Here is a 26,168-nt window from a genome sequence, read left to right as displayed (position 1 = left end):
TTGCGCGGCCGGTTTGGTTACGTACCGGCCGGGCTATGTCCGGCGGGTGAATTCGCGCGGTTCCGCCACTTGCGCCGCGGCGTTGCGGGCCAGGCAGAAGGCTTCCATGCGCGGGCGCACGGTTTTTTGTCTATGTCCATGATGAGGGCGCGGGCGGTTCAGGGCAAGCCAGCGGAACATCCCCGCAGGACGGGTGGCGCAAGGATGCATGGCGCGGTCCTGCCCTTTCGAACACTCTTCACTGGTGCACTGCCAGCCGCCACCACCCCCGGATGGACGCCTGCCGGCCGGGTCCCGGCCGAAGAAGAGTGTAAGCGCTTGCAGTTTTAGCCCGCAACTGTTTTTAATTCCGCCTCGGCCGAAGCCCGGATTCAGCCCAGGACATAGTGCCGCAGGAACGCACTGACGTCCACCATCTCGGCCTTCGACATGGCGTGGCCCATGCCGGGATATGTCCTCGCCGTGAGCCGGGTATGCGTGTTGAGCCACTCCTCCGTGTAGGCGGTTGCGTCCCCGTTAATCACGAGGTCGGCTTTGTCCCTGCCCCAGAAGAACGGGGGCCGCTCGTCAAACGACTCGCTGAGCGCCAGCAGGTCGTTGTCCAGGACGAACCCGGAAAGCCCCACCACGGCAGGGAAGCCCCGGGGCCGCAGGCGCAGGAGCGTGCTCGCCATGGCCATCCCCTGCGAATAGCCCAGCAGGCTCACGCTGGTGTGGCGCGACCGGACCGAGTCGATCCAGGAAAACACGGAATTGGCTGCGGCGATGACATCTGCAAAATCGTTGGTCAGGAAATAGTCCAGCAGGAACCAGCCGTAGCCCTCAGCGATTGGCATGGGCGCGCGGAGTGCCGCACAGGTGAATTCCGCGGGGAGATAATCGAAGAGATTAACCATCCGGGATTCATCGGTCCCGTAGCCGTGCATCATCACCAGCAGCGGGGTGCCGGGACGCTCCTCCTCCGGCTTGGACCATACAACCGTCTCCATCCGATCAGCCTATCGAGTTGCCGAAAGCCACCCTCGCCCTGACCTGCGGATTTGATTGAAACGGAAGTTAGCCGGATGTAGCCTGACGCTTGACAGCACACTTAGCAAATGACGCACGACCAACCGTAAGAACCAAGTTACGAGAAGTCCGCGAACGCAAGGAGCAAGTCATGAGAATCGGTTCCGCCATCTTCCTCATCGCCCTGGGCGCGATCCTTGCCTGGGCCATCACACCAGGCCTCATTCCCAACGTGGATCAGGCTCTGATCGGCTACATCCTGATGGCCGTGGGGGTGATCGGCCTCATCGCCTCCCTGGTCATAGCCTCCCCCGGCCGGAGCCGCCGCATCAGCGAAACACGTTCCGTCGTGGACCCCAACACGGGTGAAAGGATCACCCGGAATGAAAGCCACGACAACGGTATCTAGTTGCGACGGCGAAAATGAACGGGCAGCGGTGAAGCCAGCAGCATGGCCGGACCGGACCTTCGGGTCGGATCCGGCCATTTTGGTTTTCTGTTGCTTTTTCGTTGACAAACCAACAAGAACGAAGATAAAGTCAAGTACTTGCAGATTTGTGACAGCGGTCACTGACCAAAGTTACTGATCGAGGGATACGACGGGTGCAGGAAGACGCACTGCAAAATTGCAGCGCAGTGACTACGCAATGGAGGGTATGTGTTTGCCGAGGAACGTCAGCAGCAGATCGCCGGGCTCGTTGCAGCCAGCGGCCGCGCCAGCGTGACCGACCTCGCCGAGCGCTTCCGCATCACCACCGAGACTGTCCGCCGGGACCTCGCCGCCCTGGAGTCGGCAGGCACGGTGCGCCGCGTGCACGGCGGGGCGGTATCCGCAGACCGTTTCAGCACCACGGAGGAGAGCATCCTCGAGCGGACCATCCAGCGGCAGGCGCAGAAGCTTCGCATCGCCGAAGCCGCCCTCGGTTTCCTTCCGAAGGGCCCCTCCAGCAGCATCCTCCTCGACGCCGGGTCCACCACCGAAGTCCTCGCCGACCTCCTCGCCCGACGCGGCGCCGCAGCTCCGGCCAAACCGGCCGATCCGGCCCAGGAACTCCTTGTCATCACGCACGCCGTTCCCATCGCCGCCAAGCTTGCAAGCACACCAGGCATCGCCCTGCAGATTCTCGGAGGACGGGTCCGCGGACTCACGCAGGCCGCGGTGGGCCAGGGCACGGTGGAAGCCGCCGGCAAGCTGCGTCCGGATATCGCTTTTGTGGGGACCAACGGCATCCATGCAAGCTTTGGCCTCAGCACACCAGATTCTGAAGAAGCCGCCGTCAAGGCTGCCTTCGTCCATTCGGCACGCCGCATCGTGGTGCTGGCCGACTCGTCCAAGCTGGATGCGGAAACGCTCGTCCAGTTCGCCTCGTTGAAAGATCTGGATACCGTGATCACTGACCGCAAACCCAGCTCGGAACTAGCTGCGGCCCTCGCCGACGCCGGCGTGGAGGTGGTAGTCGCATGATTGTCACCCTCACAGCAAACCCGAGCCTGGACCGGACGGTGGCGCTGCCCGGTCCGCTCGAGCGGGGCGAAGTGCAGCGTGCGGTTTCCGTCCGCCAGGAATCCGGCGGCAAGGGAGTTAATGTTTCCCGTGCCCTCGTAACCTCCGGCCTCGAAACACTTGCTGTCCTGCCCGGCGCGGAAACCGATCCCGTGCTGGCCGGCCTGCGGGAAGAAGGCGTGCCCTTCGCTTCGCTGGCCATCCACGAACCGTTGCGCACCAACGTGGCGCTGACGGAGCCGGGCGGTGTGACCACCAAAATCAACGAACCTGGCCCTGTCCTCGCCGAGGACGCCCAGGAGGCCCTGATCAGCCTGCTCCTGGAACGTTCACGCGGAGCCAGCTGGGTGGTCCTGGCGGGCTCACTTCCGCCCGGCGTTCCCGCTGACTTCTATGCCACGGTCACGCGGCGGCTGCGCAATGCCGACTCCGGGGCCCAGGTCCCGAAGATCGCCGTCGACTCCTCCGGCGCTCCACTGGCAGCGGCCGTCGCCGGTGACGCAACAGAAGTGGCGTCCGGAAAACCGGACCTGCTCAAACCCAATGCCGAGGAGCTGGCCGAACTGGCCGCAGCAGCAGGATTTTCCTCGGCAAGCACGGCTGAGGAACTTGAAGCGGATCCGTATGCCGCCGCGGCGGCAGCTGCCGCCGTCGTGCGTTCCGGTGTGGGGGCCGTGTTGGCAACGCTCGGTTCAAAGGGCGCTGTCCTCGTGACGGCCGACGGCGCGTGGCTGGCCACGCACCCGCCGGTCACCGCAGTCAGTACGGTCGGCGCCGGTGACTCGTCGCTGGCCGGCTATCTGCTGGCCGCCAGCCAGGGCGCCGCCCCGGCTGACTGCCTCCGCCAGGCTGTGGCGCATGGCGCCGCTGCCGCTTCCCTGCCGGGCTCCACCGTCCCGGCAGTCCACCAAACAACCCCCGACGCCGTAACCATCACGGCTCTCCGGAAGGATTGACAGTGACTCAGCTCATCACCGCGGACCTGGTCGAGCTTGACCAGAACCTGGGCAATTCGCCCGAGGACGTGATCCGGCACCTGGCCGGCCGTGTTGCCGCCAACGGACGCGCCAGCGAAGTTGAAGGCCTCTTCGCCGATGCCTTCGCCCGCGAGCAGAAGACTGCCACGGGCGTTCCCGGCGGCATCGCCATCCCGCACTGCCGCTCGGCTGCCGTGACCGAACCGACCCTTGCCATGGCACGCCTGTCCCAGCCCGTCGACTTTGGCGCCAAGGACGGTCCTGCCGACCTCATCTTCTTCATCGCTGCACCGGCCGGCGCCGACCAGGAGCACCTGAAGCTGCTGTCCAAGCTTGCCCGCTCGCTCATCAAAAAGGACTTCACCGGTGCACTCCGCGCGGCCACGTCCCGGGAAGAAATCGTGGAGCTCGTGGACAACGCCCTGGCGGACAAGCCGGCCCCTTCCGCCCCCGAAGCAGCGGCCCCGGCTGCTGCCGGCGCTACTGCTGCCGGTGCCGCCACTGCCGGCGCTACTTCCGGTGACGCTGCTGCCAGTGGACCGCGACGCCTCGTCGCCGTCACGGCCTGCCCCACCGGCATCGCGCACACCTACATGGCCGCGGACTCCCTCGTGGCCGCGGCCCAGGAAATGGGCGTTGACCTGCAGGTCGAGACCCAGGGCTCCTCCGGCGCCAAGCCGCTGGACCCGGCAATCATTGCCGCAGCCGACGCCGTGATCTTCGCCGTGGACGTGGACGTGCGCGGCAAGGAGCGCTTCGCCGGCAAGCCGGTCATCAACGCGCCCGTCAAGCGGGGCATCGACGAACCCGCCAAGATGGTCCAGGAAGCACTCGCCGCAGCCAACGACCCGCACGCGCGCCGCGTCCCGCACTTCGGTGCCGAAGAGCAGGCGGAAAAGGAAGCTGCGGAAAAGGGCGAGCACATTGGCCAGAAGCTGAAGAGGGCACTGCTCACCGGTGTGAGCTACATGATCCCGTTCGTGGCCGGTGGCGGCCTCATGATCGCGCTGGGCTTCCTGCTGGCCGGGTTCGACATCGCCCTGGGCACCAAGGCCAACGACATTCTGGCCAACAACTCCCTGGTCAACCTTCCCGACGGCAACCTCGCCCTGTACCTCGGAACCGTCTTCTTCAAGATCGGTGCCCTGTCCATGGGCTTCCTGGTTCCCGCCCTCGCCGGCTACATTGCCTACGCAATCGCCGACCGTCCGGGTATTGCACCGGGCTTCGTAGCGGGTGCCGTCTCCGGCTTCATGGGCGCCGGCTTCCTCGGCGGCATCGTCGGCGGCCTGCTCGCCGGCTACATCGCCCACCTGATCGGAACATGGTCAGTGCCGCGCTGGCTCCGTGGCTTGATGCCCGTCGTCATCATTCCGTTGCTGGCCTCCATCATCGCCTCCGGCGCGATGTTCCTGTTCCTCGGTGGACCGATTGCCGGCATCACCGTCGGGCTGAACAGCTGGCTCTCGGGCATGTCCGGCGCCTCCGCCGTCGTTTTGGGCATCATCCTCGGCCTCATGATGTGCTTCGACCTCGGCGGCCCCGTCAACAAGGTGGCCTACGCCTTCGCCGTCGCCGGCCTCGGCGCCGGCAGCGCCACCAACCAGGCGCCCTGGCAGATCATGGCCACCGTGATGGCCGCCGGCATGGTGCCGCCGCTGGCGATGGCCCTGGCCACCGTCCTGGACAAGAAGCTCTTCAGCCTGGCCGAGCGCGAAAACGGCAAGGCCGCCTGGCTGCTGGGCGCCTCCTTCATCTCCGAGGGTGCCATTCCGTTCGCTGCGGCGGACCCGCTCCGCGTCATCCCGGCGAGCATGGTCGGTGGCGCTGTCACCGGTGCGCTCACCATGGCCTTCGGCGTCACGTCCCAGGCACCGCACGGCGGCATCTTCGTGTTCTTCGCCATCGGCAACGTCCTGATGTTCATCGTGTCCATCCTGGCCGGAACCGTGGTCACGGCGCTCATCGTGGTGGCCCTCAAACGCTGGGCTGCCCGCAAGGCCGTTGATACGGTGGAGAGCGTCCCCGTAACTGTCTGATCGCGCTGTCCTTCAGCACCCCAACCCACACTGCAAATGCAAGGAGCAGAAATGTCCGAACGTACCGCAACCGTCGCCAGCCGCGTAGGCCTGCACGCCCGCCCCGCCGCCATCTTCGCTGAGGCAGCAGGCGAGTTTGACCTCGACATCACCATTGCCCGCGAAGGGGAGCCTGCCGACGAGGCCATGGACGCGGCCAGCATCCTTTCCCTCATGAGCCTTGGCGCATCGCACGGCGACGTTGTGGTGCTGCGGGCCGATGGTGATGGCGCCGACGCCGCCCTCGAGCGCCTGGTCCAGATCCTGGAAACGGATCACGACGCCGAGTAGGCACCGCGCGCTTTACGGCCGGCCTCCGCAGCAGCTCCCGTTAGGGCACTGCAGCGGAGGCCGGCCGTTGCCGTTTCCGGATGCTTTTGGCCGCTGGTGCATTGCCGTGGCCGTCATCGCACCTGACCAGCGGGCGATTTTACGGAAGTAAGCAACCTTAGTAGTTTCTTGTTTTTGGTTCTGCGCCGCACTAGCTTGGAACTGTGGCCAGCCATTTGATTGACCCCGGGACTGCCGGGCTGAAGGAGGATGACAGAGTGGAAACCTTGCAGGAAAGCGTGGACGTCGAGGTGCCAGTCAGCACGGCCTACAACCAGTGGACACAGTTCGAATCGTTTCCCCGTTTCATGAAGGGCGTCGAGTCCGTGGAGCAGATCGATGAAACATCCCTCCATTTCCGCACCAGCGTGGCGGGCGTCAGGCGCGAATACGACGCACAGATCCTGGAACAGACGCCGGACCGGTGCATTGCCTGGGTCAGCAAGGACAAGCCCCGCAACGCCGGCCGAGTCACGTTCGAGAACCTGGGCGAGGACCTCTGCCGCGTGAACGTGGAACTCGAATGGGAGCCCGAGAGCCTGCTGGAAAGGGCCGGAGCCGCCGCCCACGTTGATGAGCAGCAGGTGTCCTCCGACCTGATGCGGTTCAAGGAGTTCATCGAAACCCGCGGCATCGAGACGGGCGCCTGGCGAGCCGCGGTGGACCGCGGCGAAGTGGACAGTCCGGGAGCCCACTGACCTGATCCACCCGACCGTTCCTTTCGACGGGTCGTCCCATCACGGAGGTAGCAATGCCAGGGAAGAAGAACCCCAGCCTGAAAAGTCCAAAACTCTACGAAGAGCTCCGCGACGAGGGGGCCTCGAAGCAGAAGGCGGCCCGCGTCTCCAACGCGGCAGCCAAGAAGGGACGCTCGGAGGTGGGCCGCAAGGGCGGCAAGTCCGGGAACTATGAGGACTGGACCGTGGACCAGCTCAAGGGCAAAGCCAAGGAAATCGGCCTCAAGGGGTACTCAGGCAAGAAAAAGAGCGAACTCATCTCCGCGCTCAGGAATTCCTAAGCGGGTGCACGTGCAGCCGCGCCGGGGGGCGCCCGCCCTGTCAGGCGCCCTTCCGCGCGGCCTTCGCCGTGGGCTTGGCAGCGGTATCGGTCTTCGAGGCAGCGCCGGTTTTGGAACCGGCGCCGGTCTTGGAGGCGGTCTTTGTCGCCGACGCCGTACCTGTTTTCGACGCTGTGCCGGTTTTCGATGCAGCGCTGGTCTTGGAAGCGGTACTGGTCTTGGACGCAGCACTCGTCTTAGCGGCGCCGGCGGTCTTGCTGCGGGTCCTGGCGGTACCGCTCTTGGCAGTTTCGGCGTCGGAATCTTCGGCGTCCTTTTGGGCGGTGCTGCTCCGGCTGCTGCTGCGGCCGCTGCGCTTTGCCGGACCGGACGGTTCGTCCTCGGACGAGTCGTCTTCAGAGGTCTCCTGTGCGGCCGCCCCTCCCCCGCGCTTCTTGTCGAGGCTGCGTTTCAGGGCCTCCATCAGGTCGATGACTTCTCCCTTGCCACCCTCGGCCTCGGCACCGAACGTCTCTTCGGTGTCCAGCGCATCGCCCTTTTCCAGTTTTGCCTCGATAAGCTGCCGGAGCTGGGCCTGGTAGTCGTCGGTGAACTGCTCGGGCTCGAAGTCGGAGGCCATGGACTCCACCAGCGCGGCGGACATCTCCCGTTCCTGCGCGGAGATGCGGATGGACGTGTCCAGGGAAGGGAACGAGGCGTCCCGGACCTCATCCGCCCACAGCAGCGCCTGCAGCATCAGGACGTCGTCCCGGATCCGCAAAGCACCCAGCCGGGTCTTGTCCCGCAGCGCGAACTGCACCACGGCCACGCGCTCGGTGTCCTCCAGGGCCCGGCGCAGCAGCATGTAGGCCTTGGGCGACTTGGAATCCGGCTCCAGGTAATAGCTCTTCTCGAACATGATGGGGTCGAGCTGTTCGGAGGGGACGAACTGCACCACTTCGATTTCGTGGCTGTTCTCTGCGGGAATGGACTTGAGCTCCTCCTTGGTGAGGATCACTGTCCGGCCGTCGTCCTCGTAGGCCTTCTCAATGTCGGAGTAGTCGACGATCTCGCTGCAGACCTCACAGCGGCGCTGGTAGCGGATCCGGCCGCCGTCGGCGTTGTGCACCTGATGGAGGCTGATGTCGTGGTCCTCGGTGGCGCTGTAGACCTTCACCGGGACGTTGACCAGCCCGAACGCGATGGCGCCTTTCCAAATGGCTCTCATGGGACAAGTCAACAGCACACAACGCCGGAGGTGAAGCCCCATGGCCGGCGGTAAGGAACGCGTGCGGGTCGGCGGCCGCGAACTGACCCTGACCAACCTCGACAAAGTGATGTATCCCGCCACCGGCACCACCAAGGCGGACGTCATCGCCTATTACGCCGCTGTGGCCCCGGTGCTGATCCCCGCCGCCAGAAACCGGCCGGCAACCCGCAAAAGATGGGTGCACGGGGTAGGAACCGAGGCGCAGCCCGGCGAGATGTTTTTCCAGAAGAACCTGGACGACTCTGCCCCGGGCTGGGTGCCCCGCGCCGCCATCACGCACAAGAGCAACACCAACTACTATCCGCTGGTTAATGATCCTGCCACCCTCACCTGGCTGGCGCAGATCGCCTCGCTGGAGATCCACGTGCCGCAGTGGACAGTGGACTCCCACGGCAGTGCCCTGCCTCCCGACCGGCTGGTCCTGGACCTCGATCCCGGGGAGGGCGCGGGACTGCCTGAATGCGTGGAGGTGGCCAAGTTGGCCCGGACCATCCTGCAGGACGTGGGACTTGAGCCGGTTCCGGTCACCAGCGGCAGCAAGGGGATCCACCTGTACGCGGTCCTGAAAGGTACGCAGACCTCGGATGAGGTGTCAGCTTTCGCCCGTGAACTGGCGCGGGCGCTGGAGGCCGACCACCCGGACCTGGCCGTCAGTGACATGAAGAAGACCCTCCGGACCGGCAAGGTCCTGGTGGACTGGAGCCAGAACAACGCCGCGAAGACCACCATCGTTCCGTATTCGCTCCGCGGGCGCTTGCACCCCACCGTGGCGGCTCCGCGGACCTGGCGGGAGTTGAGCTCGCCGTCGCTCAAGCATCTGGACTATGAGGAGGTCATGCGCCGGGTGGCGGCCGGCAAGGACCCCTTCGCCCCGGTCAGTGCGGGCACCGGCCACCCCGTCCCCGCTCATGCTGTCCACCCCGGCACCACCCACGCAGCCCCCGAGCCTCCGAAAACAGCCGGATCGCGCAGCGGCGGGCACGCGGACCCTCGGCTGAACAAGTACCGGTCCCTGCGCGACCAGGGCAAGACGCCCGAGCCGTTCACCGCGGAAGAGCACCACGCGGCAAAAAGCAACGGCGTACCGGCGCAGGCGGGCAAGGAGATCTTCGTCATCCAGGAACACCACGCAAGCCGGCTCCACTATGACTTCCGGCTGGAGCACGAGGGCGTGCTTGTCTCCTGGGCGCTGCCAAAGGGTGTGCCGGAGTCAGGGGACAAAAACCATCTGGCGGTACAGACCGAAGACCACCCCATGGACTACGCCGATTTTGAAGGCGACATCCCCAAGGGCGAGTACGGTGCGGGCAGTGTGAGCATCTGGGACAAGGGCGTCTATGAGCTCGAGAAATGGGTCAACGGCAAGGAAGTCATTGCCACGCTGACGGGCCGTGAGGGCGGCGGGCTAAGCGGCAGCAAGAGGTTCGCCCTGATCCACACGGGGAAGGGCCAGGGCGAGGAGTCACAATGGCTCATCCATCTGATGGACAGGGTTCCAGGGGCACGGAAAAGGCCGGGTGGCACCAGGGAACCGGCTGGCGCCAAAGAACCGGCCAGCCCTGCCCGCACGGCAGCTTCCAGGCCGGCAGCACCGCGACGGGATAGCCTCCAGGAGGACCCGGCCCCCATGCTGGCCTCGGCGGGCACCCCGGCGGATTTGCACGGCAGCGACTGGCTCTTCGAACTCAAATGGGACGGGATCCGTGCGCTCGTAGTGGCGGACGGCGACCGGATCCGGCTCCTGAGCCGCAACGGCAACGACATGTCGGCCAGTTATCCCGAATTCACGGACCGGAGCTGCTGGCCACCGCAGGACTTCATCGCGGATGGCGAGATTATCGCCGTCGGGCCTTCCGGCACGCCTGACTTCGGGCTCCTGCAGGGCAGGATGAAGCTGACCAGGCCGGGCGACGTGAAACGTGCCCGTGCTGCCATCCCGGTCCGGATGATGCTCTTTGACCTGTTGGCCGATGGCGGCGACGACCTGCGCAGGCTTTCCCTGCGGAAACGGCGGGAACGCCTCGCTGACTTTTTCAAGCCCGCCGATTGCCCGGTGGAACTATCGGAGACCCTGGACGACAGGGTGGAACACATCCTGGAAAGCGCCCGCGAGCTGGGCCTGGAGGGCGTGATGGCAAAGCGGGCGGACAGCCGCTACGTGAGCGGGCAGCGGACCCACACGTGGATCAAGCTCAAGATCGAGAAGACCCAGGAAGTGGTGGTGGGCGGCTGGCGCCCCGGCAGGGGCGACAGGTCCAACACCGTGGGCTCCCTCCTGATCGGCATTCCGGAGGGCAAAGCGCTGCGGTATGTGGGCCGTGTGGGAAGCGGCTTCAGCATGCGTGAACTGGAGGAACTGCGGAAAAAGATGGAGGGGCTGGCCCGGAAGACGTCGCCGTTCGATGACGTTCCCTCGGCGGACGCGGCAGACGCGCACTGGGTGAACCCCGCCCTGGTGGGTGAGGTGACCTTCGGTGAATGGACCGGAAGCGGCAAGCTCCGGCATCCGGTGTGGCGCGGCTGGCGGCTGGACAAGGAACCGGCGGAGGTAGTGACGGAATCCCCGCAACCTTGATGGCCCAGCCCTGCCAGCCACAAAGAACAGCCTGGCGGCACCCAATATTGGGCGCAGCCAGGCTGTTTAGTATTTTCGGCTGGTCAGGACGAGTGCGGCATCTGCGGGCGGCTGGTCCGGTGGATTGCCGTGACAGCAGCGCCCTGTCCAAGGCGGCCGGGGCTTGCGCCGTGTTCCTTGGGGTGGCGCCGTTTGCCGTTGCCGTCCGGCCACTGCTTCGCCCCACCCATTGCCGTGGTCACGGCCAGGGTCTCCGGAGTGGGCAGCGGCGGCGTGTCCATCGATTCCGCCAGATGCGCGGCGACATCCGGCTTGATGCTGCTTCCGTTGTGGGAGTCGGCCATTTGTTCTTCCTTTCCGCGATGAAATGAAGTGTTCCCCATATGAGATCCGTGCTTCCGCCGGTACCGGATGGCAAGTTAGCCCTGCTCCAGCCAAGAAGCAGTGCGAAGCCAGAAACCTGAACAGGCGGAGTTGATTGCGGCGGCGAGTGCCAGAGCCAGCATTACTCGAAGATCAGTGTTCCCATGGGTCCACCTTAGGCAGAAACAGGCCGTCCGGGAAGAGACTTTCTCAGTCCTCAGCCCCGGTCCGGAAGGATCCTTCCCATACCGCCCTGGACCCTGATTCCCCGATGACCGCCACGGTAGCTACGGCACCGCCGCAGAGCACCAGGGCGACCACGACGGCGACAATCCCCGCGATGCGGGACCCGGCGGTGCCCATTCGCCGCCGCATCCCTTCTGCCTGTGTGGTGCCGTAGCGGAACCACAGCCACTGGGCCAGGGCCACGAGGAATACGCCTACCACCCACGGCAGGAGCGTCCCGGCAAGCTGCATATGGGCATTGATCCGCGGGGTGGGATCAATGCGGTCCAGGAGCCACGCGCCGGCAGCGGCGGTGACCGGCACCAGGACCAGCGCCAACAGGGCAATTAGCGGCGTGACGATCCCCAAACGCCGCCGGGCGGCGGGCCAGAGAAGGCTGAGCAGCGTGCAAAGGGCCGCCAACGGAACGAAGACCACCGTGGCGTGAACGAGCAACACATGCATCGGCAGACCGCTGATCTCGTAGTCCATGGCGAACACCCTGTCTGGAAGTGATGAACTGGCTCGAAGTTATGACCTAACCAATCAGACGAGCACCGCGGTTGAACGGTTCAATCAGCACCCGTCCGTGGCTGTTTTCCCTCGCCGGCAGGGCCGGAATCGGCGGAAAATCGGGCCCCCGCAGCCCTGTTCCAGAAAAAGGTTTGATAACGATCGCCGGTGAGCCGGAAAATCCGGAGGATGGCGGGGTCAGATCGGCCAAAACAAATCTGACTTTCGCCCCGTTCCACCCCCCGAAACCGGGTGATCATACGGCACCCAACTCTCGAATTCCATGGAAATCCCGTAAAATTGAAGGCCTGCCCGGAGCGGGGCAGCTATAAGTCGCAAGCAAATGACCTCCACAGGAGTTGCCCAAATGCCCACAGACCGAAGCACGACCGACTCTTCAGCAGGCGCCAGGAACGCCAGCGGAACCAACCAGGCCGCACCCCGGGGTGCGAAGAAACCAAAGCTGCTCGCGCGGCGCCGGCTCAAGGTATCCGACGTTAACGTCGTCGACCAGCCCATGCTCAAGAAGGCCCTCGGCGGCACGATCGTGGGCAACACCATGGAGTGGTACGACGTCGGCGTGTTCGGCTACCTCATCACCACCATGGGGCCCGTGTTCCTGCCGGAAGCTGACAAGAGCGTGCAGACGCTGTTCCTCCTTGGCACGTTCGCTGCCACCTTCATCGCCCGCCCGCTCGGCGGCGTCGTGTTCGGCTGGCTGGGCGATAAGATCGGCCGCCAGAAAGTCCTCGCGGCCACGCTGATGCTGATGGCGGCGAGCACCTTCGCCGTCGGCCTGCTGCCCGGCTACGCGCAGATCGGGATGTGGGCAGCGGCCCTCCTGGTGGTGCTCAAGCTCGTGCAGGGCTTCTCCACCGGCGGCGAATACGCTGGCGCCACCACCTTTGTGAGCGAGTACTCGCCTGACAAGCGCCGCGGCTTCTTTGCCAGCTTCCTGGACATGGGCAGCTACCTCGGCTTCGCCCTGGGCGCCGCGCTGGTGTCCGCGCTGCAGCTGACCCTGGGCCAGGCCGCCATGGAGGACTGGGGCTGGCGCCTGCCGTTCCTGATCGCGGGTCCCCTGGGCCTGATCGCCGTGTACTTCCGGAGCAAGATTGAGGAGTCGCCCCAGTTCCAGGCCACCCTGGACGCCCAGGAGGAACTCGCCAAGGATGCTGCCGCCGGTGATGAGGCTGCCGCAAAGGGGCCCGTAGGCATCGTCAAGGCTTACTGGCGCTCGATCATCGTGGCCATGATCCTCGTGGCGGCGGCTAACACCGCCGGCTACGCGCTGACGTCCTACATGCCCACCTACCTCACCGAATCCAAGGGGTACGACCCCGTCCACGGCACGCTGCTCACCATCCCGGTGCTCGTGGTCATGAGCCTCTGCATTCCGCTGACCGGCAAGCTCTCTGACCGCATCGGCCGCCGCCCGGTTCTCTGGATCGGTGCCGTCAGCACCGTGGTCCTGGCCGCCCCGGCGTTCATGCTGATCGGCATCGGCAGCGTCTGGTCAACCCTGGCCGGCCTGTCGCTGATCGCATTCCCCGTGACCTTCTACGTTGCGAACCTCGCCTCGGCGCTGCCGGCACAGTTCCCCACCGCCAGCCGCTACGGCGCCATGGGCATTGCCTACAACTTCTCTGTGGCAATCTTCGGCGGCACCACACCGTTCATCGTGGATGCCCTCATCAACGCCACCGGCAACGACATGATGCCTGCCTACTACCTGATGGCCACTTCGGCTGTTGGTGCCGTAGCGATCTACTTCCTCAAGGAATCCGCCCAGCGCCCGCTGCCCGGCTCCATGCCCAGCGTGGACACCCCGGCGGAGGCCCGTGAACTGGTGGCCACCCAGGACGAGAACCCGCTGATCGATCTCGACGAACTGCCGTTCGAGACCATCGATGAACTCGACAGGGATCTGGATGAGGACCTGGATAAGGACCTCGACGACGAACTGAACAAGGTGCCCGCCCGCGCCTGATGCTGCAGGCTGTTGGTGCCGAAGGCTGACGCGACTGAAGGCCCGCCCGGGCTGTCCTTTCCCAGGGGCATACCGGGCGGGCCTTCGCGCTGCCTGGTCGAAAGCGCTGCCAAGCCGAAAGCGCTGCCCAGTCGAACCGCCCTGTTGCCTGTCTCACTTTGTGACGCAACCCGCGGTGAGATCTTTGCGGCGGTGCTACCTTCGTAGGGTGAAAGGGGTCGTGCCGGTGCAGTCTGTAGTGCACCACCTGCGGCAGCTCCACAGCCTGGGCCCCGCCAACAACGACCACCTCTCCGCATGGCGTGTGGCCATCAGCGTCGCCGTCCCCTCCCTCGTCCTCTTGCTCGCCGGCCGGCCGGAGCTCACCATTTACGCCGTGTTCGGCGCGCTTACCGGCATGTACGGCCGCTCGGAGCCGCACCAGCTCCGGCTCAAACACCAGCTCCAGGCGGCACTGGTCCTGCTTTCGGGCGTGACCGTGGGCGTGTTCCTTTCGGTCAACGGCCTGCACTCCTGGTGGCTCGTTGGCATCGAAGCCCTTCTGGCCGGCGCAGGTTCCGTCTATTCGGACAAGGTCCATCTCCGGCCCAACGGCCCCTTCTTCGGGATCCTTGCCCTGGGTGCCTGCGCGTCCGTTCCCACCGCCGTACCTTGGTACGTGGCGCTGCTCATCGCTGCCGCGTCCGCCGCCTTCTCCCTGCTCGTGGGATTCGGCGGCTGGGTCCGCGGCAGGGCATGGCGCCGCGGCGCGGCGCGGCCGTCCGCCCGGCTGCGCGGAGCACTGCGCCGCCGGACAGCCCTGGACGCCGCCCGCTACGTGCTGGCCGTCGGGGCCGCCGGCGCCATCGGCGTCCTGACCGGAAGCGGCCACCCGCATTGGGCGATGGCCGCCGCGGCGGTTCCCCTCGCCGGCGCGGACCTGCCCAGCAGCGTCCACCGCGGCATCCACAGGATCATGGGGACGTTCCTCGGGCTGGTGCTGGTCGCCGTCGTACTTCTGCCGGGGCCATGGGCTCCGCTGCACTTTTTCCCGGGGGCGGAGGCTGCGGTGCTGGCGCTGCTGGTGATCGTCTTCCAGTTCGGCACCGAGCTGTTCATGACCCGGCACTACGGGCTGGCGATGGTCTGGTTCACTCCGGTGATCCTGCTGATGACGCAGCTGGCGGCGCCGGCGGACCCGCAGGTGCTCATCGTCGAACGCGCCGTCGAAACCGTGGTGGGGGCCGGCACCGGAATACTCGTGGTGCTGCTTATCCGCTCGCGGCGGAACCGACGCCCGGCTCCTGCGGCCGGCGCGGCGGCCCGGCCGTAAACCTGTCCGGCACCACGCGGACGACGGCGGCCAGCACCTTGTAGCGCTTGGTCGGGATGGAAACAGCCTTTCCGCGCTCATTGTCGGCCAGCGCTTCCCGGACCACGCGCCCCGGCCGCAGCCACGTCCAGCCCGGGGCCACGGACTTGTCCATCCCCATCCGGTCATGGAACTCGGTGTGGACAAATCCCGGGCAGACGGCGGTTACCTTAACGCCGCGGGGCGAGTAGGCGAGGTTCGCCCAGCGGCTGAAGCTGAGCAGCCAGGCCTTCGCCGCCGAGTAGGAACCGCGGGGAAGGAAAGCCGCCACACTGGCCACGTTGATGATCCGGCCGGAACCGCGGGCCAGCATGCCCTGCAGGGCGGCGTGGCTGAGCTCCATGGCCGTCTGCACGTGCAGCTTCAGGTGCTTCCGCTCGTCCTCGATCGGGTTCTCGTCGAAGTTGTGCAGCAGCCCGATTCCGGCGTTGTTCACCAGCACATCCACCGGCCGCGAGGCGTCGGAAAGGCGTCCGACGACGGCGGCCACGCCGCCGTCGTCGGTCAGGTCCGCGGTCAGCACCTCCGCCGTGGTTCCGTACCGCCGCTGCAGCTCATCCGCTGTGGACTGCAGCCGTGCCGTATCGCGCGCCACGAGCACCAGGTTGTTTCCCTTTTCGGCAAGCTGGCGGGCAAATTCGGCGCCAAGTCCCGCGGTGGCGCCGGTGACGAGGGCTGTGGGTCTGGCGGTGTTCGGCGTCATGCCAACAGCCTAGCCCCGCAGCACCGATGAATCAGCCTTGCTTGACGGCGGTGTTCAGGCGAATTTGGCCAGCGGATTCGCGAGCCGTCCCGCCTTCTGCAGGCCCCCGGACGGGTCAGCCAGGTCCAGCATCTGCTGGTTGTTGCGCAGCTGCAGCCGGTTCAGGCAGGACAGTTCGAAGTCCGGGGCGAACAAATCGTGGCGGGCAAACTGGTCCGCGAGTTCCGGGTGCTCCGCCTGGTAGCCGCGAACCGTTGCCGCGGCGGTGCGCCAGAACTCCTCGCCGCTGAGCACGCCGTCTTCCTCCAGGAGGGCGGCGAGGAAGCGGAAGATGCAGTCGAACACGTCCGTGAAGATGGTCAGGACCTTGTCGCCGTCGGGAATGTCCACCTTGATCCGGGACACCGCTTCGGGCAGGTCAAGCCTGTCCCCCATCACCACGATCTCCTCGGCGATGTCCTTCATGACGGCGCGGACCGGCACGCCGTTCTCGAGGACCAGAATCACGTTCTCGCCGTGGGGCATGAAGGCCAGCTCGTAGCGGCACAGGCAGTGCACCAGCGGGACGAGGTACGCCTCGAAGTACTGCCGCAGCCACGCGCCCGGCTCCATCCCGGACTGCTCGATCAGCGCGGACACCATGGGCTTGCCCGCGGCGTCGACGTGCAGGAGCGAGGCCATGGTGGCCAGCTGCTGGCCGTCCTTGAGCAGCGGCAGCGGGCTCTCCCGCCACAGCGCGGAGAGCATCTTCCGGTAAGGCGACTCCTTCGCAGCGGCTGCCTCGTAGTAGCCGTTGTGGTAGCCGATGGCCGCCACTTCACGGATCATGGCAAGCCCGCGGCCCTGGAGTGCCTCGTCATGGGAGATCAGGTCCTGGAGCCAGTCATTGATCGCCGGCGTCGCCTTCATGTACTGCGGCGACAGCCCGCGCATGAACCCCATGTTGAGCACGGACATGGCTGTTTTGACGTACGTCTTCCCCGGCGAGGTGGTGTTGAAGAACGTGCGGATGGACTGCTGGGCCTGGTAACTGTCGGCCCCGATTCCGAGGTGGACGATGTGCCGCTGGGCGATTTCGGCGGCAAACGTGACCGTCAGCTTGTTCTCCCACTGCCACGGATGCACGGGCATCAGGAAGTACTGGGCAGGGTCCAGGCCGAGGGCGCCGAGTTCGGCGTCAAAGAAGGCCAGGGTGCCTGCCCCCAGTTCCGCGTCCAGGTGGGCGGCGTAGTCCAGCCCTTCGCTGGACGTGAAGACCGCCTTGCTGCGGTGCACCGCGATCCACTCCAGCTGCACCGGGGCTGCTGCCTCGGGGGCAAAGGCGCGGTAGTCACCGATTCCGAACCCCAGCCGCCCGTTGTTGGCCACAAAGCACGGGTGCCCCTCGGTCATGCTGCGTTCAATCGTCTGGAAGTCCGTGGCTGCGTCCGCCCCGCGGGTCACGCCGGCTGCCAGGTCGGCCGACGACGGCTGGCCCATCCACTGTTTGAACGTATGGCTGGAGAGCGTGCTGCTGATCTCCTCGAGGTAAATGGGCAGCATTTCCTGGCGGATGCCCAAGGTTCCGGAGAGTTCAGTAATGAAGCGCAGCGCGTCCAGCGGGGCGTCCTGGCCGTCGCGGCTGCAGGTAATGTGAAGCCGCGTCGACGGACCAGTGGTCCAGCTGCAGGATCCGGGCGGAGAAGCGGTATTCAACGGTGCCGTCGTCGCTGCGGACCCGGTACCCGCCGTCGCCGTTTCCGGTCGGTTCCGGGACGAGGATCCGCTCGTGCGAGAACTCGGCGAGCGCTTTGCGGACCAGGTGCCGGTTGGCAGCGGCCCAGCGTTCCGGCGTGAGGTGGGGAGCCGCATTGCCTGCGGTCAGGACAGATGCAAATTCAAGGGTGGTCACAGTGATGCTTCCTGCGTTGATTGGCGTTTCGGGGTTAGGGAACGGGCAGCGCGGGCCGAGTGGAATGACTCACGCGTACAAAAGCTCAGGAGGGCCTGCTTGTCCGGAAGGGTCACCTCGCCGGCAGGCTCAAAGCCCAGCCGGGCGTTGAGGACGTGGATGTTCGTGTTGCGGGCGTCGGGTTCCACCACCACGCGTTCCACGCCGGGTTTTTGGAAGAGCCGGTCCAGGACCGACTCCATGACGTCGGCAGTGAACCCCGGACGCGGCATTCCCTGCGGCGGGGCGACCAGCAGGTGCATGCCGATATCGCCCGGCTGGACAGCGTAGACGCTGTTGAGCGGCGACGATACCGGCAGGTACTCCTCCATCAGGAAGGCCGGGACGCCGTCGTCGATCCCCAGCAGCGCGTGGTGGTGTCCGCTGGACTGGATCTTCGAATACTCCTCCACCACGTCCTCGACTGACGCGTTCAGCATCCCCCAGAAGGAGGCGTACGGGCGGGTGACCCAGCTGTGGAGGAGCGGTGCGTCGGCGGCTGCGTCAAGGCAGCGGAAGGTGAAGCTCATGCGGGCACCTCCGCCTTCGCAGCTACTCCGGCGGCATCGGCCGGCGCAACTCCGGTGGGCGCTCCGAACTCCTGGAAAGCAATGCTGCGCTCCACCGGATAGACCTCGCGGCCCAGGATGTCCCGGAGGATGCAGGAGTTCCGGTAGGCGGCCATGCCGAGGTCCGGCGTGACGAAGCCGTGGGTGTGGAGTTCGGCGTTCTGCACGAAGATTTCGCCGGGTTCGACGCCGGTGCTGTAGGTGCGCTGGACGGCGAACCTTCCGGCGCTGTCGCGGGCAATGCGCTCCTGCACGCCGGCAAGGAACGCCGGCTCACGGTAGGCGTATCCGGTGGCGAGCACCACCGCCTCCGTCTCCAGCGAATAATCCGCGCCCTGCTCCCCGTGGGACAGCTCCAGGGTGTGGGACCCGGTGGAGGCGTTCCAGCCGGCACCGGTCACGGCGGAATGCGTGAGCAGCCGGGTGTCCACCATGCCGGAGAGGCTCTTGGTGTAGAGGAGGTCGTAGATCGCGTCGATGAGCTCGGAGTTGATGCCCTTGTAGAGGTTCTTTTGGTTTTTGATGAGTGAGTCGCGGCGGTCCTGCGGAAGCCTGTGGAAATAGTCGACGTACTCCGGTGAGGTCATCTCGAGGGTGAGCTTGGTGTACTCCAGCGGGAAGAACCTCCCCGAGCGGGTGACCCAGTTGAGCTGGTACCCGTGCACGTCGATGTCCTGAAGCAGCTCGTAATAGATCTCCGCCGCGCTCTGTCCACTGCCCACGATGGTGATGCTCCGCCGCTGTTGGAGTTCGCTTTTCCGCGCCAGGTAATCCGCGTTGTGGAGGACCGGTCCCCCCGCACCCAGAATCCCGCGGCATGCTTCGGGAACGTAGGGCGATGTTCCGGTGCCGAGCACCAGCCGGCGCGCACGAAGCACCTCCGGCCCCGCGGGGCCGTCCACCGAAAGTGTGTACACGCCGCCGTCGTACGCCACGTCGGTGACGTCCGCGCCAAACCGGACCGACGGCAGCTGGCCGGCCACCCACTGGCAGTACTGGTTGTACTCGGCCCGCAGCGGGTAGAAGTTTTCGCGGATGTAGAAGCGGTAGAGCCTGCCGGTCTGCTTGAGGAAGTTCAGGAAGGAGTACGGTGATGTCGGATCCGCCAGGGTCACGAGATCCGCCATGAACGGTACCTGCAGGTGGGCCGGCTCCAGCATCATGCCGGGGTGCCAGTCGAAGGATTCGCGCCGCTCAAGGAACACGCCCTCCAGGCTCTCGATCGGCTCGCTCAGCGCGGCGAGACCCAGGTTGAAGGGTCCGACGCCGATGCCGGCGAAGTCGTAAATACGGCCTGCGCCTGAGGTGCTAAGTGGTGAGGTGCTCATGCGTGTGCCTCCGCCCGTGCGGTCGACCCGGCCAGCAGGCTCTCGCCCGCACTTCGGAGCAGGGCGATGATCTCGCCGATATCCTCGAGCGTTGCCTCGGCGTTAAGGAGCGTGAATTTCAGGTAGTGGCGTCCTGCGACCTTGGTGCCTGCCACGACGGCCTGGCCCGACGCGAACACGGCTGAGCGGATGGCCGGATTCAGCTCATCGGCCGCGTCTTCGGACAGCCGTGTCCCGTCCGCCGTGAGCGGCCGGTACCGGAAGACCAGCGTGCTCAGCTGCGGCTCTGCAGCCAGTTCGAAGTCGTCGTCTGTTGCGAGAACTGAGCCCACGCGGGCCGCCAGGTCGATCGCCTCGTCGAGCAGCGCACCCACGGCATCGGCGCCCATGATGCGGAGCGTCAGCCAGAGCTTGAGGGCGTCGAACCGGCGCGTGGTCTGGATGCTCTTGTCCACCTGGTTGGGGATCTCGGCGCGGGCCGCGGTTTCCGGGTTCAGGTAGTCGGCGTAGTAGGTGACGTGGCGCAGCATTGCGCCCTCGCGCACCAGCAGCGCGCTGGAACTGACGGGCTGGAAGAAGGTCTTGTGGAAGTCCACCGTGACGGAGTCCGCCAGCCTGATGCCTTCCAGGAGATGGCGGTGGCGGTTGGAAACCATGAGTCCGCCGCCGTAGGCAGCGTCAACATGGAACCATGCACCGTAGGCTCCGGCCAGGACGGCCAGTTCCGCCAGCGGATCCACGGCGCCGAAGTCCGTGGTCCCGGCCGTACCCACAACGGCCATCGGAACCAGGCCGTCGTTGTGGGCCGTGGCCAGGGCGTTGGCCAACGCGGCCGGATCCATGCGGTGGTCGGCCGCACAGGCAACGGACACGACAGCATCGAAGCCCAGTCCCAGCATGGACGCCGATTTCTGGATGCTGAAGTGGCTGTCCACCGAGGTGAAGATCCGCAGCTTCTCCAGCAGCAGCGGGAGGCGCAGCCCCTCGTTGGCCGGATCCTGCCGCAGCCGGGCCACCGCGTGGTTCCGGGCAATGAGCAGCGCCTGCAGGTTGGACTGGCTGCCGCCGGACGTGAACACGCCGTCGGCCGTGCTTCCCAGGCCGAGCCGCTCGGCGGTCCAGTCGATGAGGCGGCGCTCGATCATGGTGGCGCCTGCGCTCTGGTCCCACGTGTCCATCGACGAATTCACGGCCGAAAGCACTGCCTCGCCCACGAGGGCGGGAATGACCACGGGGCAGTTCAGGTGGGCGGCGTACTTTGCGTCATGGAAGTACACGGCGTCGCGCAGGTAGGTGTGCTGCAGCTCCTCGAGGGCTGCCGCCGTGTCCGGCAGCGGCCGCTCCAGGTCCACTGCCTCGACGCGGCGCTTCATCTCGGCCGGGCCGACGCCGGTGAACGGCTGCGAGGTGCGCTCGAGTTTGGTGGCCACGGCGTTGACGCCCTGCAGCACCTGGGCCACGTAGCGCGGCGCATTCCGGGCGTTGAACAGCTGGTTGCTGGCCGCGAGCGCGAGTTCCACGCCGGAGCCGAAGTCCAGGCGGGAAGTGCCTTGGGCAGACGTGTTTTGGGCATGAGGGCCAGTTCCGGCATCGAAGTCCGCGCGTGGTTCCTCCACATCGGGCAGCAGCGTCATAGATCATCCTTTTTTCGGCGTGATATGCACCAGGCACCAGCAACAGGCGCCAAGCAAGGTAAGCCTTACTTAGGTGAGCCTTTTAGTCAAACTTGTGTGATGTATTTCCCAAATTCGCGCAGATTCAAGGTTTTTTCACCGTTATCCGGGTTCATTGACTTTCGCCGCACAGCCGAAACGCACATAATGCCCGCCCTGGTCAGGACGGGAGGCCCAGCCGGGACACGGCGGGACGGGCGGAGTAGAGTTTCTGCACGAGGCGTCGACCGCAGCAGGAAGCAGGGGGACATGTCCGGCTACGAGCAGGATCCGATAAATTTTCGGGAAGTAGATTCGCAGGGAAATCCCACCGGATACGGGCCCGGCGCCGGGCAGCCCGCAACGCAACGGAGCCGCCTGTCCGTGAACCCATTCATCGTTGCGCTGTGGGTGATCGAGGCGATCCTGCTGGTGTCACCCTTCGGAGTCTTCACGCTCGCGCAGGAGTCACTGAACTCAGGCACCCAGTCACAGGTCATGCCCGTGAGCTACATGTGGATCACGTTCGCGCCACAGATGCTTTTCGCCGGCCTCGCTGGATTCCTCGGCCTGCTCTTCTGGCACGCAGCGCAATGGCAACGCAACCGCGCCAAGCAGCCCCCGCCGTCGTAATCCCCACCCAGCGCGAATGCACCTACCCGGCGGGGGCCTCGCTTGCCACCGGGTCCACCGGAGCGGCGCCCGGGCGGGACGGGCGAAGGCGGCGCCGCCTGAGTTCCTCGGTGACCTGGACGTACCAGAACCGGGCGCCGAAGGCAGGGCTGGGCGTGTCCAAATGCCGGTACAGCCCGTCCGCGAGCCGGGCCAGCTCCGCGTCCGGCACCGCAGCCAGGGTTGCAGCCGGGTCCACGGCCTCGTCCAGGCATCCCTCCAGGTGACGGCGCAGTTCTTCGTCTGCCATCGCACGGTCGCCTGTCATGGCACGGTCGCTCAGCGCCGGGTCAGTCAAGATTTCATCAGTCATCGCCCTGCCCCCGCCGGGACCAGGCAGGCGGGCACGCGGAGGCCGGAAGAGACGTGCCGGGAGTACTCGACCCGCACCGGCACCACGCAGTTGTGATTCAAAAAGATCCCCAGAAAGAGAGTCCAAAGGCCAACTGCATAGCCTTGCCCGATCGTACGGAAATGTCCCGCGGCCCACAAGTATCGCGGCTCACAAGTGCCGCGGGGACGGTGCCGGCTTGGGCGCCCGTCAGGTGCCGAGAAGCTTGGGCGCGGCCGCCTCAGGCCAGTCGATGCACTGCGTGTACACCTCGTGTTTGCGCAGGTAGCGGGCGGTAAAGGGGCAATGCGGAATGATCCGTTTACCCGATGCCACAACATCGTCGAGGGCAAAGTGGATGAGCACCTTGGCCAGGCCGTGGCCCTGGAACTGCTCGGACGTCTGGGTGTGGATGAAATCCACGTGCCCAGGCTTGTCTTCGAACCTGACTTCCACCGCCAGCTTTCCCCCCACGTGCAGTTCGTAGCGGTGGAGCGCATCGTTCCGGAACGTGGTGACGTCCGGGGTGAAATGGTCCTCGGTGGCTGCCGTGTTCTCCGTCATGGTTCGACATTGGCACTTAATGGCTGTGCTGGCAATGGTCGAGTGCCGCGGGCGGGAACGCGCCCCAGCAGCAGCACAGCCATCGCAAAGCAGGCGGCACCGCCGCCAAGGAGTCCCAGCGTCAGGCCGTTGACGGCGGCGTCGGCCACCGGGACAACAACGACGACGACGGCGGTCACCACGGCGGCCGGTGCCCGGCCGCGTGAGTGCATGGCCGGCGTCGGCCGTTCCTCAAGCCGCCCGAACAGGAGAACCGCGGGCAGCAGGAGGAGGACCACGCCGAGGAAAACGAGTGGACGCGACCACCACCATTCAGCCGTGCCCGAGGCGGGTTGGGGAAAGTCGGTCAGCAGGAGCAGCCCGGTCATGGCGGCCAGCAGCGGCAGGTGCCACAGGTAGACCGTCATCGCGTGGCGGCCTGCAACAGCCACCACTGCACCGATCCAGCGCACGGCGGCGAGTGCGTTCAGCAAGGGCCGGGTGAGCTGCAGCACCGCCGCCTGCGAGACGCCCAGCAGGACCAGGCTGAGGTTGGGCGGATTCAGGTTCACCAGCATGTTGTCCCGGTACAGGCCCAGCACCACCAGGACAACCATCACCAGGTTGCAGGCGGCGATCAGCCCCACCAGCTGGGAGCCCCTCCACCGGTCCAGCCAGCCGTCGGCCATGAAGAACCCGAGTTGCTGCACGGCGCACCAGACGAACACCATGTTGATGTAAGCGAACGTCGGGAAAGCGCCGCGGAAGCAGTCCACCGTCACCACGAGCGCCACCAGCCCCAGAAGCGTCAGCCACGGGGCACGCCGGTGCAGCCGTACCAGGAGCGGAATGTTCAGCTGGGCCGCCAGATAGGCCGCGAGGAACCACAGCGGCATCCCGGCCCCGCTGGCCAGCAGCTGCACCACCTGCGGATCCACACCGGCCAGCAGCGCACCCCACAGGCCAACGAACATCACCGCCAGCAGGGCCGCCGCCGGCCGGACCAGGCGCAGCAGCCGGGACTGGATGAACTCAAGGCCGCTACCGCCGCGTGCCTGCATACGCCGCCAGGACTGAATCCCGGTGATGCCCCCGGCCACAAAGAACAGCGGCATCACCATGAAGACCCAGATGACCGGCTCGAACCAGTCCTGCTCGGCCAGGGTGTTTTCGGTGGTGACGGTGCCGTCGGGATGCAGTACCGGGCTGGTCATCATGCAGTGCCCCACCACCACAAGGGCCAGGCAGACGAAGCGCGCGAGATCGATGGCCAGGTCGCGGGCGGTCCCGGCCATGTCCTTTCCTGCCGCCGGCTCCGTGGAATTCTTCATGGCGCCCCACTGGAACTCGCTTACGTCGTTGTAGTTTCCATTGTGCGCCAACTTGCCCCACAAGTGGCGGCCTCGAGTCTTTGTCCACTTATTGGCCCCTAAAGGCCCCCGAACCCGCGATGCGTGTACAAAAACTCCAGTCAGCGGCTGAGGATTGCCAGCGTGCTCGTGCCGAAATCCTTCGCGGCGGCGTTCCACCGGCTCAAGAGTCCCTGCAGGTTTTCGCCGTCTGCCCGGTGCGCGGGAAGCTGTTGCTCGAGCGTGGCGAGGACGCCGGTGCGGAGTTCGGTGTTGAAGTTGACCTTGCCCACGTTCATGGCGGGCGCCTTGGCCAGCTCGTCCGCCGGAATGCCCGAGGCGCCATGAAGCACCAGCGGGATGTGCGTGCGCACGGCAATGTCCTGCAGGACGTCCCAGCGCAGCCGCGGCTCGCCCTTGTACTTCCCATGGACGTTGCCCACCGCCACCGCGAGCAGCTGCGCGCCCGTCCGTGCCACGAAGTCCTCCACCTGGGCGGAGTCGGTGAGCCCGGCAACCTCGTTGCCCGCCCCGTCGCCCTCCGCGCCGAAGGCCTTGTCCTCGTCGCCGGCCAGGCCGCCGAGTTCAGCCTCCAGGACCACGCCGGCATGCCCTTGGGCTTCGAGCGCGGAACGCACTGCGCACACCAAGGCAATGTTGTCCTCGTACGGCAGCGCCGAACCGTCCGCCAGGACGGAGTCGGCCCCCGCGGCGACGCCGGCGGAAATGACGTCAAGGTCTGTCGCGTGGTCGAGCTGCACGGCAACCGGCACGGACGCATCATCGGCCAGGCCCCGGAGCGCGGCGATGAGCCGGAGCCCGTTGGCTGTTGCGGCGGTTTTGGGTGCCACCAGCAGGATGACGCCGCGCTTTGCTTCCTCCGCGGCGCTCACCACCGCGAGGGCCGTGGTGAAGTCGTAGCAGGTGAACGCCGGCACGGCCGACCCCCGTTTGAGGGCGGATACCACCAGCTCGTCGAGTTGTGCCCGCATCAGCCTTCCCCGACGGTGCGCTTGGTGGGGGCAACAACCTTGATGACGGCGGAGTCGTCAGCGGCGGCCAGCCCGTGGGCCTGGCCCAGCAGGTACAGCTGCTCGGCGGCGGCGGCAACGGGGGTCGCCAGGCCAGCACTGCGCGTGGCCTTGCCCACGATGCCCATGTCCTTGACGAAGATGTCCAGGCGGCTGAGCACCTCGGCGCCCTCCTCCGTGTAGGCCTCCAGGATGCGCGGTCCGCGGTTGGACAGCATGAACGAGCCCGCCGCTCCCGCCTCCAGCGCGGCCAGGGTCTTCGCCTGGTCCAGGCCCAGCGCGTCGGCCAGCGCCATTGCCTCAGCGGCGGCCGCGATGTGGATACCGCACAGCAACTGGTTGACTGTCTTCAGCGCCTGGCCGTCACCGGGTTTGTCGCCCACGACGGTCAGCGTCGATGCGAGCAGCTCAAGGACCGGACGCGCAGATTCCAGCGCCGTGGGTTCGGCTCCGACGACGATCAGCAGGTCGCCCTCGCCTGCACGCTTCGGGCCGCCGGACAGCGGGGCGTCCACGAGCCCGACGCCGAACTCGGCCAGGCGCGCGACGGTGGACGGAATCGCCTCGGTGCCCACGGTGCTGGTCAGGATGACGACGGCGCCCGGCTTCAGTACCGAGGCCACGCCGTTCCCGCCGAACAGAACATCGTCGAGCTGTTCGCTGTTGCGCACGGCGAGCAGGAGGGCGTCAGTGTCCTGGGCGGCGTCCCGCGCTGAAGCGAAGGTCTTCACGCCGGCTTCTTCGGCGAGGCGCAGGCGCGGTTCGGCGATGTCGAATCCGTGGACGGTCAGCTGGCTGGCGAGGCGGGTGGCCATGGGCAGGCCCATGGCCCCCAGGCCGAGGACGGTGACTTTGTAATTCGAGGTCATGGTGAGTTCT

At 66.2% G+C, this 26,168-nt stretch carries 25 protein-coding genes and 1 pseudogene; 11 read left to right on the top strand and 15 right to left on the bottom strand.

The features are described 5' to 3' along the window. Positions 1 to 371: 371 nt before the first annotated feature. The gene (locus QF036_RS03580; protein WP_307099312.1) at positions 372 to 989 is read right to left on the bottom strand and encodes an alpha/beta hydrolase; all 618 of its coding nucleotides are present in this window, start codon (positions 987 to 989) and stop codon (positions 372 to 374) included. A gap of 170 nt (positions 990 to 1,159) precedes the next feature. On the opposite strand from QF036_RS03580, the gene QF036_RS03575 reads away from it, so the two are divergent. The 7 genes from QF036_RS03575 (at position 1,160) to QF036_RS03545 (ending at position 6,915) form a co-directional block, all read left to right on the top strand. After that, positions 1,160 to 1,417 (top strand): DUF6458 family protein, encoded by a 258-nt coding sequence (locus QF036_RS03575; protein ID WP_307099310.1) that lies wholly within the window; start codon positions 1,160 to 1,162, stop codon positions 1,415 to 1,417. Positions 1,418 to 1,666: 249 nt separating this feature from the next. Next, positions 1,667 to 2,473: a DeoR/GlpR family DNA-binding transcription regulator gene (locus QF036_RS03570; protein ID WP_307099308.1), complete on the top strand. Its 807-nt coding sequence runs from the start codon at positions 1,667 to 1,669 to the stop codon at positions 2,471 to 2,473. After that, entirely contained in the window at positions 2,470 to 3,468 is a 999-nt protein-coding gene (locus QF036_RS03565) for a 1-phosphofructokinase family hexose kinase (protein ID WP_307099306.1), read from the top strand. Before QF036_RS03570 ends, QF036_RS03565 begins: the two co-directional genes overlap by 4 nt. Positions 3,469 to 3,470: 2 nt before the next feature. Further along, on the top strand, positions 3,471 to 5,528 hold the full coding sequence (locus tag QF036_RS03560) for a PTS fructose transporter subunit IIABC (RefSeq protein WP_307099304.1): 2,058 nt from the start codon (positions 3,471 to 3,473) through the stop codon (positions 5,526 to 5,528). 51 nt (positions 5,529 to 5,579) lie between these two features. Beyond that, a complete protein-coding gene (locus tag QF036_RS03555) occupies positions 5,580 to 5,858 on the top strand; it encodes an HPr family phosphocarrier protein (protein ID WP_003799274.1) in 279 nt (92 codons plus the stop codon). Between the two features lie 257 nt (positions 5,859 to 6,115). After that, complete coding sequence (locus QF036_RS03550) at positions 6,116 to 6,595, top strand: SRPBCC family protein (protein WP_307099302.1); 480 nt, start codon at positions 6,116 to 6,118, stop codon at positions 6,593 to 6,595. Positions 6,596 to 6,648: 53 nt separating this feature from the next. After that, positions 6,649 to 6,915, top strand: coding sequence for a DUF7218 family protein (locus QF036_RS03545; RefSeq protein WP_307099300.1), 267 nt, complete (start codon positions 6,649 to 6,651; stop codon positions 6,913 to 6,915). 40 nt (positions 6,916 to 6,955) lie between these two features. Here QF036_RS03545 and ku read toward each other — a convergent pair whose 3' ends face one another. Beyond that, positions 6,956 to 8,122 carry a non-homologous end joining protein Ku gene (ku, locus tag QF036_RS03540; RefSeq protein WP_307099298.1) on the bottom strand — a complete coding sequence of 389 codons (1,167 nt, stop codon included), beginning with the start codon at positions 8,120 to 8,122 and terminating at the stop codon, positions 6,956 to 6,958. Positions 8,123 to 8,162: 40 nt separating this feature from the next. Between ku and QF036_RS03535 the strand changes: the two genes are divergently transcribed. Next, the gene (locus QF036_RS03535; protein ID WP_307099296.1) at positions 8,163 to 10,739 is read left to right on the top strand and encodes an ATP-dependent DNA ligase; all 2,577 of its coding nucleotides are present in this window, start codon (positions 8,163 to 8,165) and stop codon (positions 10,737 to 10,739) included. Positions 10,740 to 10,822: 83 nt separating this feature from the next. On the opposite strand, the gene QF036_RS03530 is transcribed toward QF036_RS03535, so the two are convergent. From QF036_RS03530 to QF036_RS03520, 3 genes are all read right to left on the bottom strand, one after another. Beyond that, positions 10,823 to 11,083: a hypothetical protein gene (locus QF036_RS03530; protein ID WP_307099294.1), complete on the bottom strand. Its 261-nt coding sequence runs from the start codon at positions 11,081 to 11,083 to the stop codon at positions 10,823 to 10,825. Between the two features lie 229 nt (positions 11,084 to 11,312). After that, entirely contained in the window at positions 11,313 to 11,819 is a 507-nt protein-coding gene (locus QF036_RS03525; RefSeq protein WP_307099292.1) for a DUF2231 domain-containing protein, read from the bottom strand. A gap of 46 nt (positions 11,820 to 11,865) precedes the next feature. After that, positions 11,866 to 12,051 carry a hypothetical protein gene (locus tag QF036_RS03520; RefSeq protein ID WP_307099289.1) on the bottom strand — a complete coding sequence of 62 codons (186 nt, stop codon included), beginning with the start codon at positions 12,049 to 12,051 and terminating at the stop codon, positions 11,866 to 11,868. Positions 12,052 to 12,207: 156 nt separating this feature from the next. Between QF036_RS03520 and QF036_RS03515 the strand changes: the two genes are divergently transcribed. Next, on the top strand, positions 12,208 to 13,830 hold the full coding sequence (locus QF036_RS03515; RefSeq protein ID WP_307099287.1) for an MFS transporter: 1,623 nt from the start codon (positions 12,208 to 12,210) through the stop codon (positions 13,828 to 13,830). Positions 13,831 to 14,056: 226 nt separating this feature from the next. Then, positions 14,057 to 15,142, top strand: a complete 1,086-nt coding sequence (locus tag QF036_RS03510; protein WP_307099285.1) for an FUSC family protein — start codon at positions 14,057 to 14,059, stop codon at positions 15,140 to 15,142. On the opposite strand, the gene QF036_RS03505 is transcribed toward QF036_RS03510, so the two are convergent. The 5 genes and pseudogenes from QF036_RS03505 to QF036_RS03485 all read right to left on the bottom strand — a co-directional run bounded on the left by QF036_RS03505 (position 15,081) and on the right by QF036_RS03485 (position 21,345). Next, the gene (locus tag QF036_RS03505) at positions 15,081 to 15,884 is read right to left on the bottom strand and encodes an SDR family NAD(P)-dependent oxidoreductase (protein ID WP_307099284.1); all 804 of its coding nucleotides are present in this window, start codon (positions 15,882 to 15,884) and stop codon (positions 15,081 to 15,083) included. The genes QF036_RS03510 and QF036_RS03505 overlap by 62 nt on opposite strands. Positions 15,885 to 15,938: 54 nt before the next feature. Then, positions 15,939 to 17,775: pseudogene (locus QF036_RS03500) on the bottom strand (IucA/IucC family protein). Next, positions 17,772 to 18,344 (bottom strand): GNAT family N-acetyltransferase, encoded by a 573-nt coding sequence (locus QF036_RS03495; RefSeq protein WP_307099282.1) that lies wholly within the window; start codon positions 18,342 to 18,344, stop codon positions 17,772 to 17,774. Before QF036_RS03495 ends, QF036_RS03500 begins: the two are co-directional and overlap by 4 nt. Continuing rightward, positions 18,341 to 19,711 carry a lysine N(6)-hydroxylase/L-ornithine N(5)-oxygenase family protein gene (locus QF036_RS03490; RefSeq protein WP_307099280.1) on the bottom strand — a complete coding sequence of 457 codons (1,371 nt, stop codon included), beginning with the start codon at positions 19,709 to 19,711 and terminating at the stop codon, positions 18,341 to 18,343. The genes QF036_RS03495 and QF036_RS03490 overlap by 4 nt, the downstream gene beginning before the upstream one ends. Continuing rightward, positions 19,708 to 21,345 carry a pyridoxal phosphate-dependent decarboxylase family protein gene (locus QF036_RS03485; protein ID WP_307099278.1) on the bottom strand — a complete coding sequence of 546 codons (1,638 nt, stop codon included), beginning with the start codon at positions 21,343 to 21,345 and terminating at the stop codon, positions 19,708 to 19,710. The genes QF036_RS03490 and QF036_RS03485 overlap by 4 nt, the downstream gene beginning before the upstream one ends. Before the next feature lie 402 nt (positions 21,346 to 21,747). On the opposite strand from QF036_RS03485, the gene QF036_RS03480 reads away from it, so the two are divergent. Further along, positions 21,748 to 21,996 carry a hypothetical protein gene (locus tag QF036_RS03480; RefSeq protein WP_307099277.1) on the top strand — a complete coding sequence of 83 codons (249 nt, stop codon included), beginning with the start codon at positions 21,748 to 21,750 and terminating at the stop codon, positions 21,994 to 21,996. Between the two features lie 22 nt (positions 21,997 to 22,018). Here QF036_RS03480 and QF036_RS03475 read toward each other — a convergent pair whose 3' ends face one another. From QF036_RS03475 to QF036_RS03455, 5 genes are all read right to left on the bottom strand, one after another. Continuing rightward, positions 22,019 to 22,348, bottom strand: a complete 330-nt coding sequence (locus QF036_RS03475; protein ID WP_307099275.1) for a hypothetical protein — start codon at positions 22,346 to 22,348, stop codon at positions 22,019 to 22,021. A gap of 228 nt (positions 22,349 to 22,576) precedes the next feature. Then, complete coding sequence (locus QF036_RS03470) at positions 22,577 to 22,930, bottom strand: GNAT family N-acetyltransferase (RefSeq protein WP_307099273.1); 354 nt, start codon at positions 22,928 to 22,930, stop codon at positions 22,577 to 22,579. After that, a complete protein-coding gene (locus QF036_RS03465; protein ID WP_307099272.1) occupies positions 22,927 to 24,240 on the bottom strand; it encodes an acyltransferase family protein in 1,314 nt (437 codons plus the stop codon). Before QF036_RS03465 ends, QF036_RS03470 begins: the two co-directional genes overlap by 4 nt. A 140-nt stretch (positions 24,241 to 24,380) precedes the next feature. Continuing rightward, on the bottom strand, positions 24,381 to 25,250 hold the full coding sequence (locus QF036_RS03460) for a class II fructose-bisphosphate aldolase (protein ID WP_307099270.1): 870 nt from the start codon (positions 25,248 to 25,250) through the stop codon (positions 24,381 to 24,383). Beyond that, on the bottom strand, positions 25,250 to 26,158 hold the full coding sequence (locus QF036_RS03455) for an NAD(P)-dependent oxidoreductase (protein WP_307099268.1): 909 nt from the start codon (positions 26,156 to 26,158) through the stop codon (positions 25,250 to 25,252). Before QF036_RS03455 ends, QF036_RS03460 begins: the two co-directional genes overlap by 1 nt. Positions 26,159 to 26,168 lie beyond the last annotated feature (10 nt).

This window comes from Arthrobacter globiformis (genome assembly GCF_030817195.1).
GTDB lineage: Bacteria > Actinomycetota > Actinomycetes > Actinomycetales > Micrococcaceae > Arthrobacter > Arthrobacter globiformis_D.
This window is presented reverse-complemented; position numbering and strand designations above follow the sequence as displayed.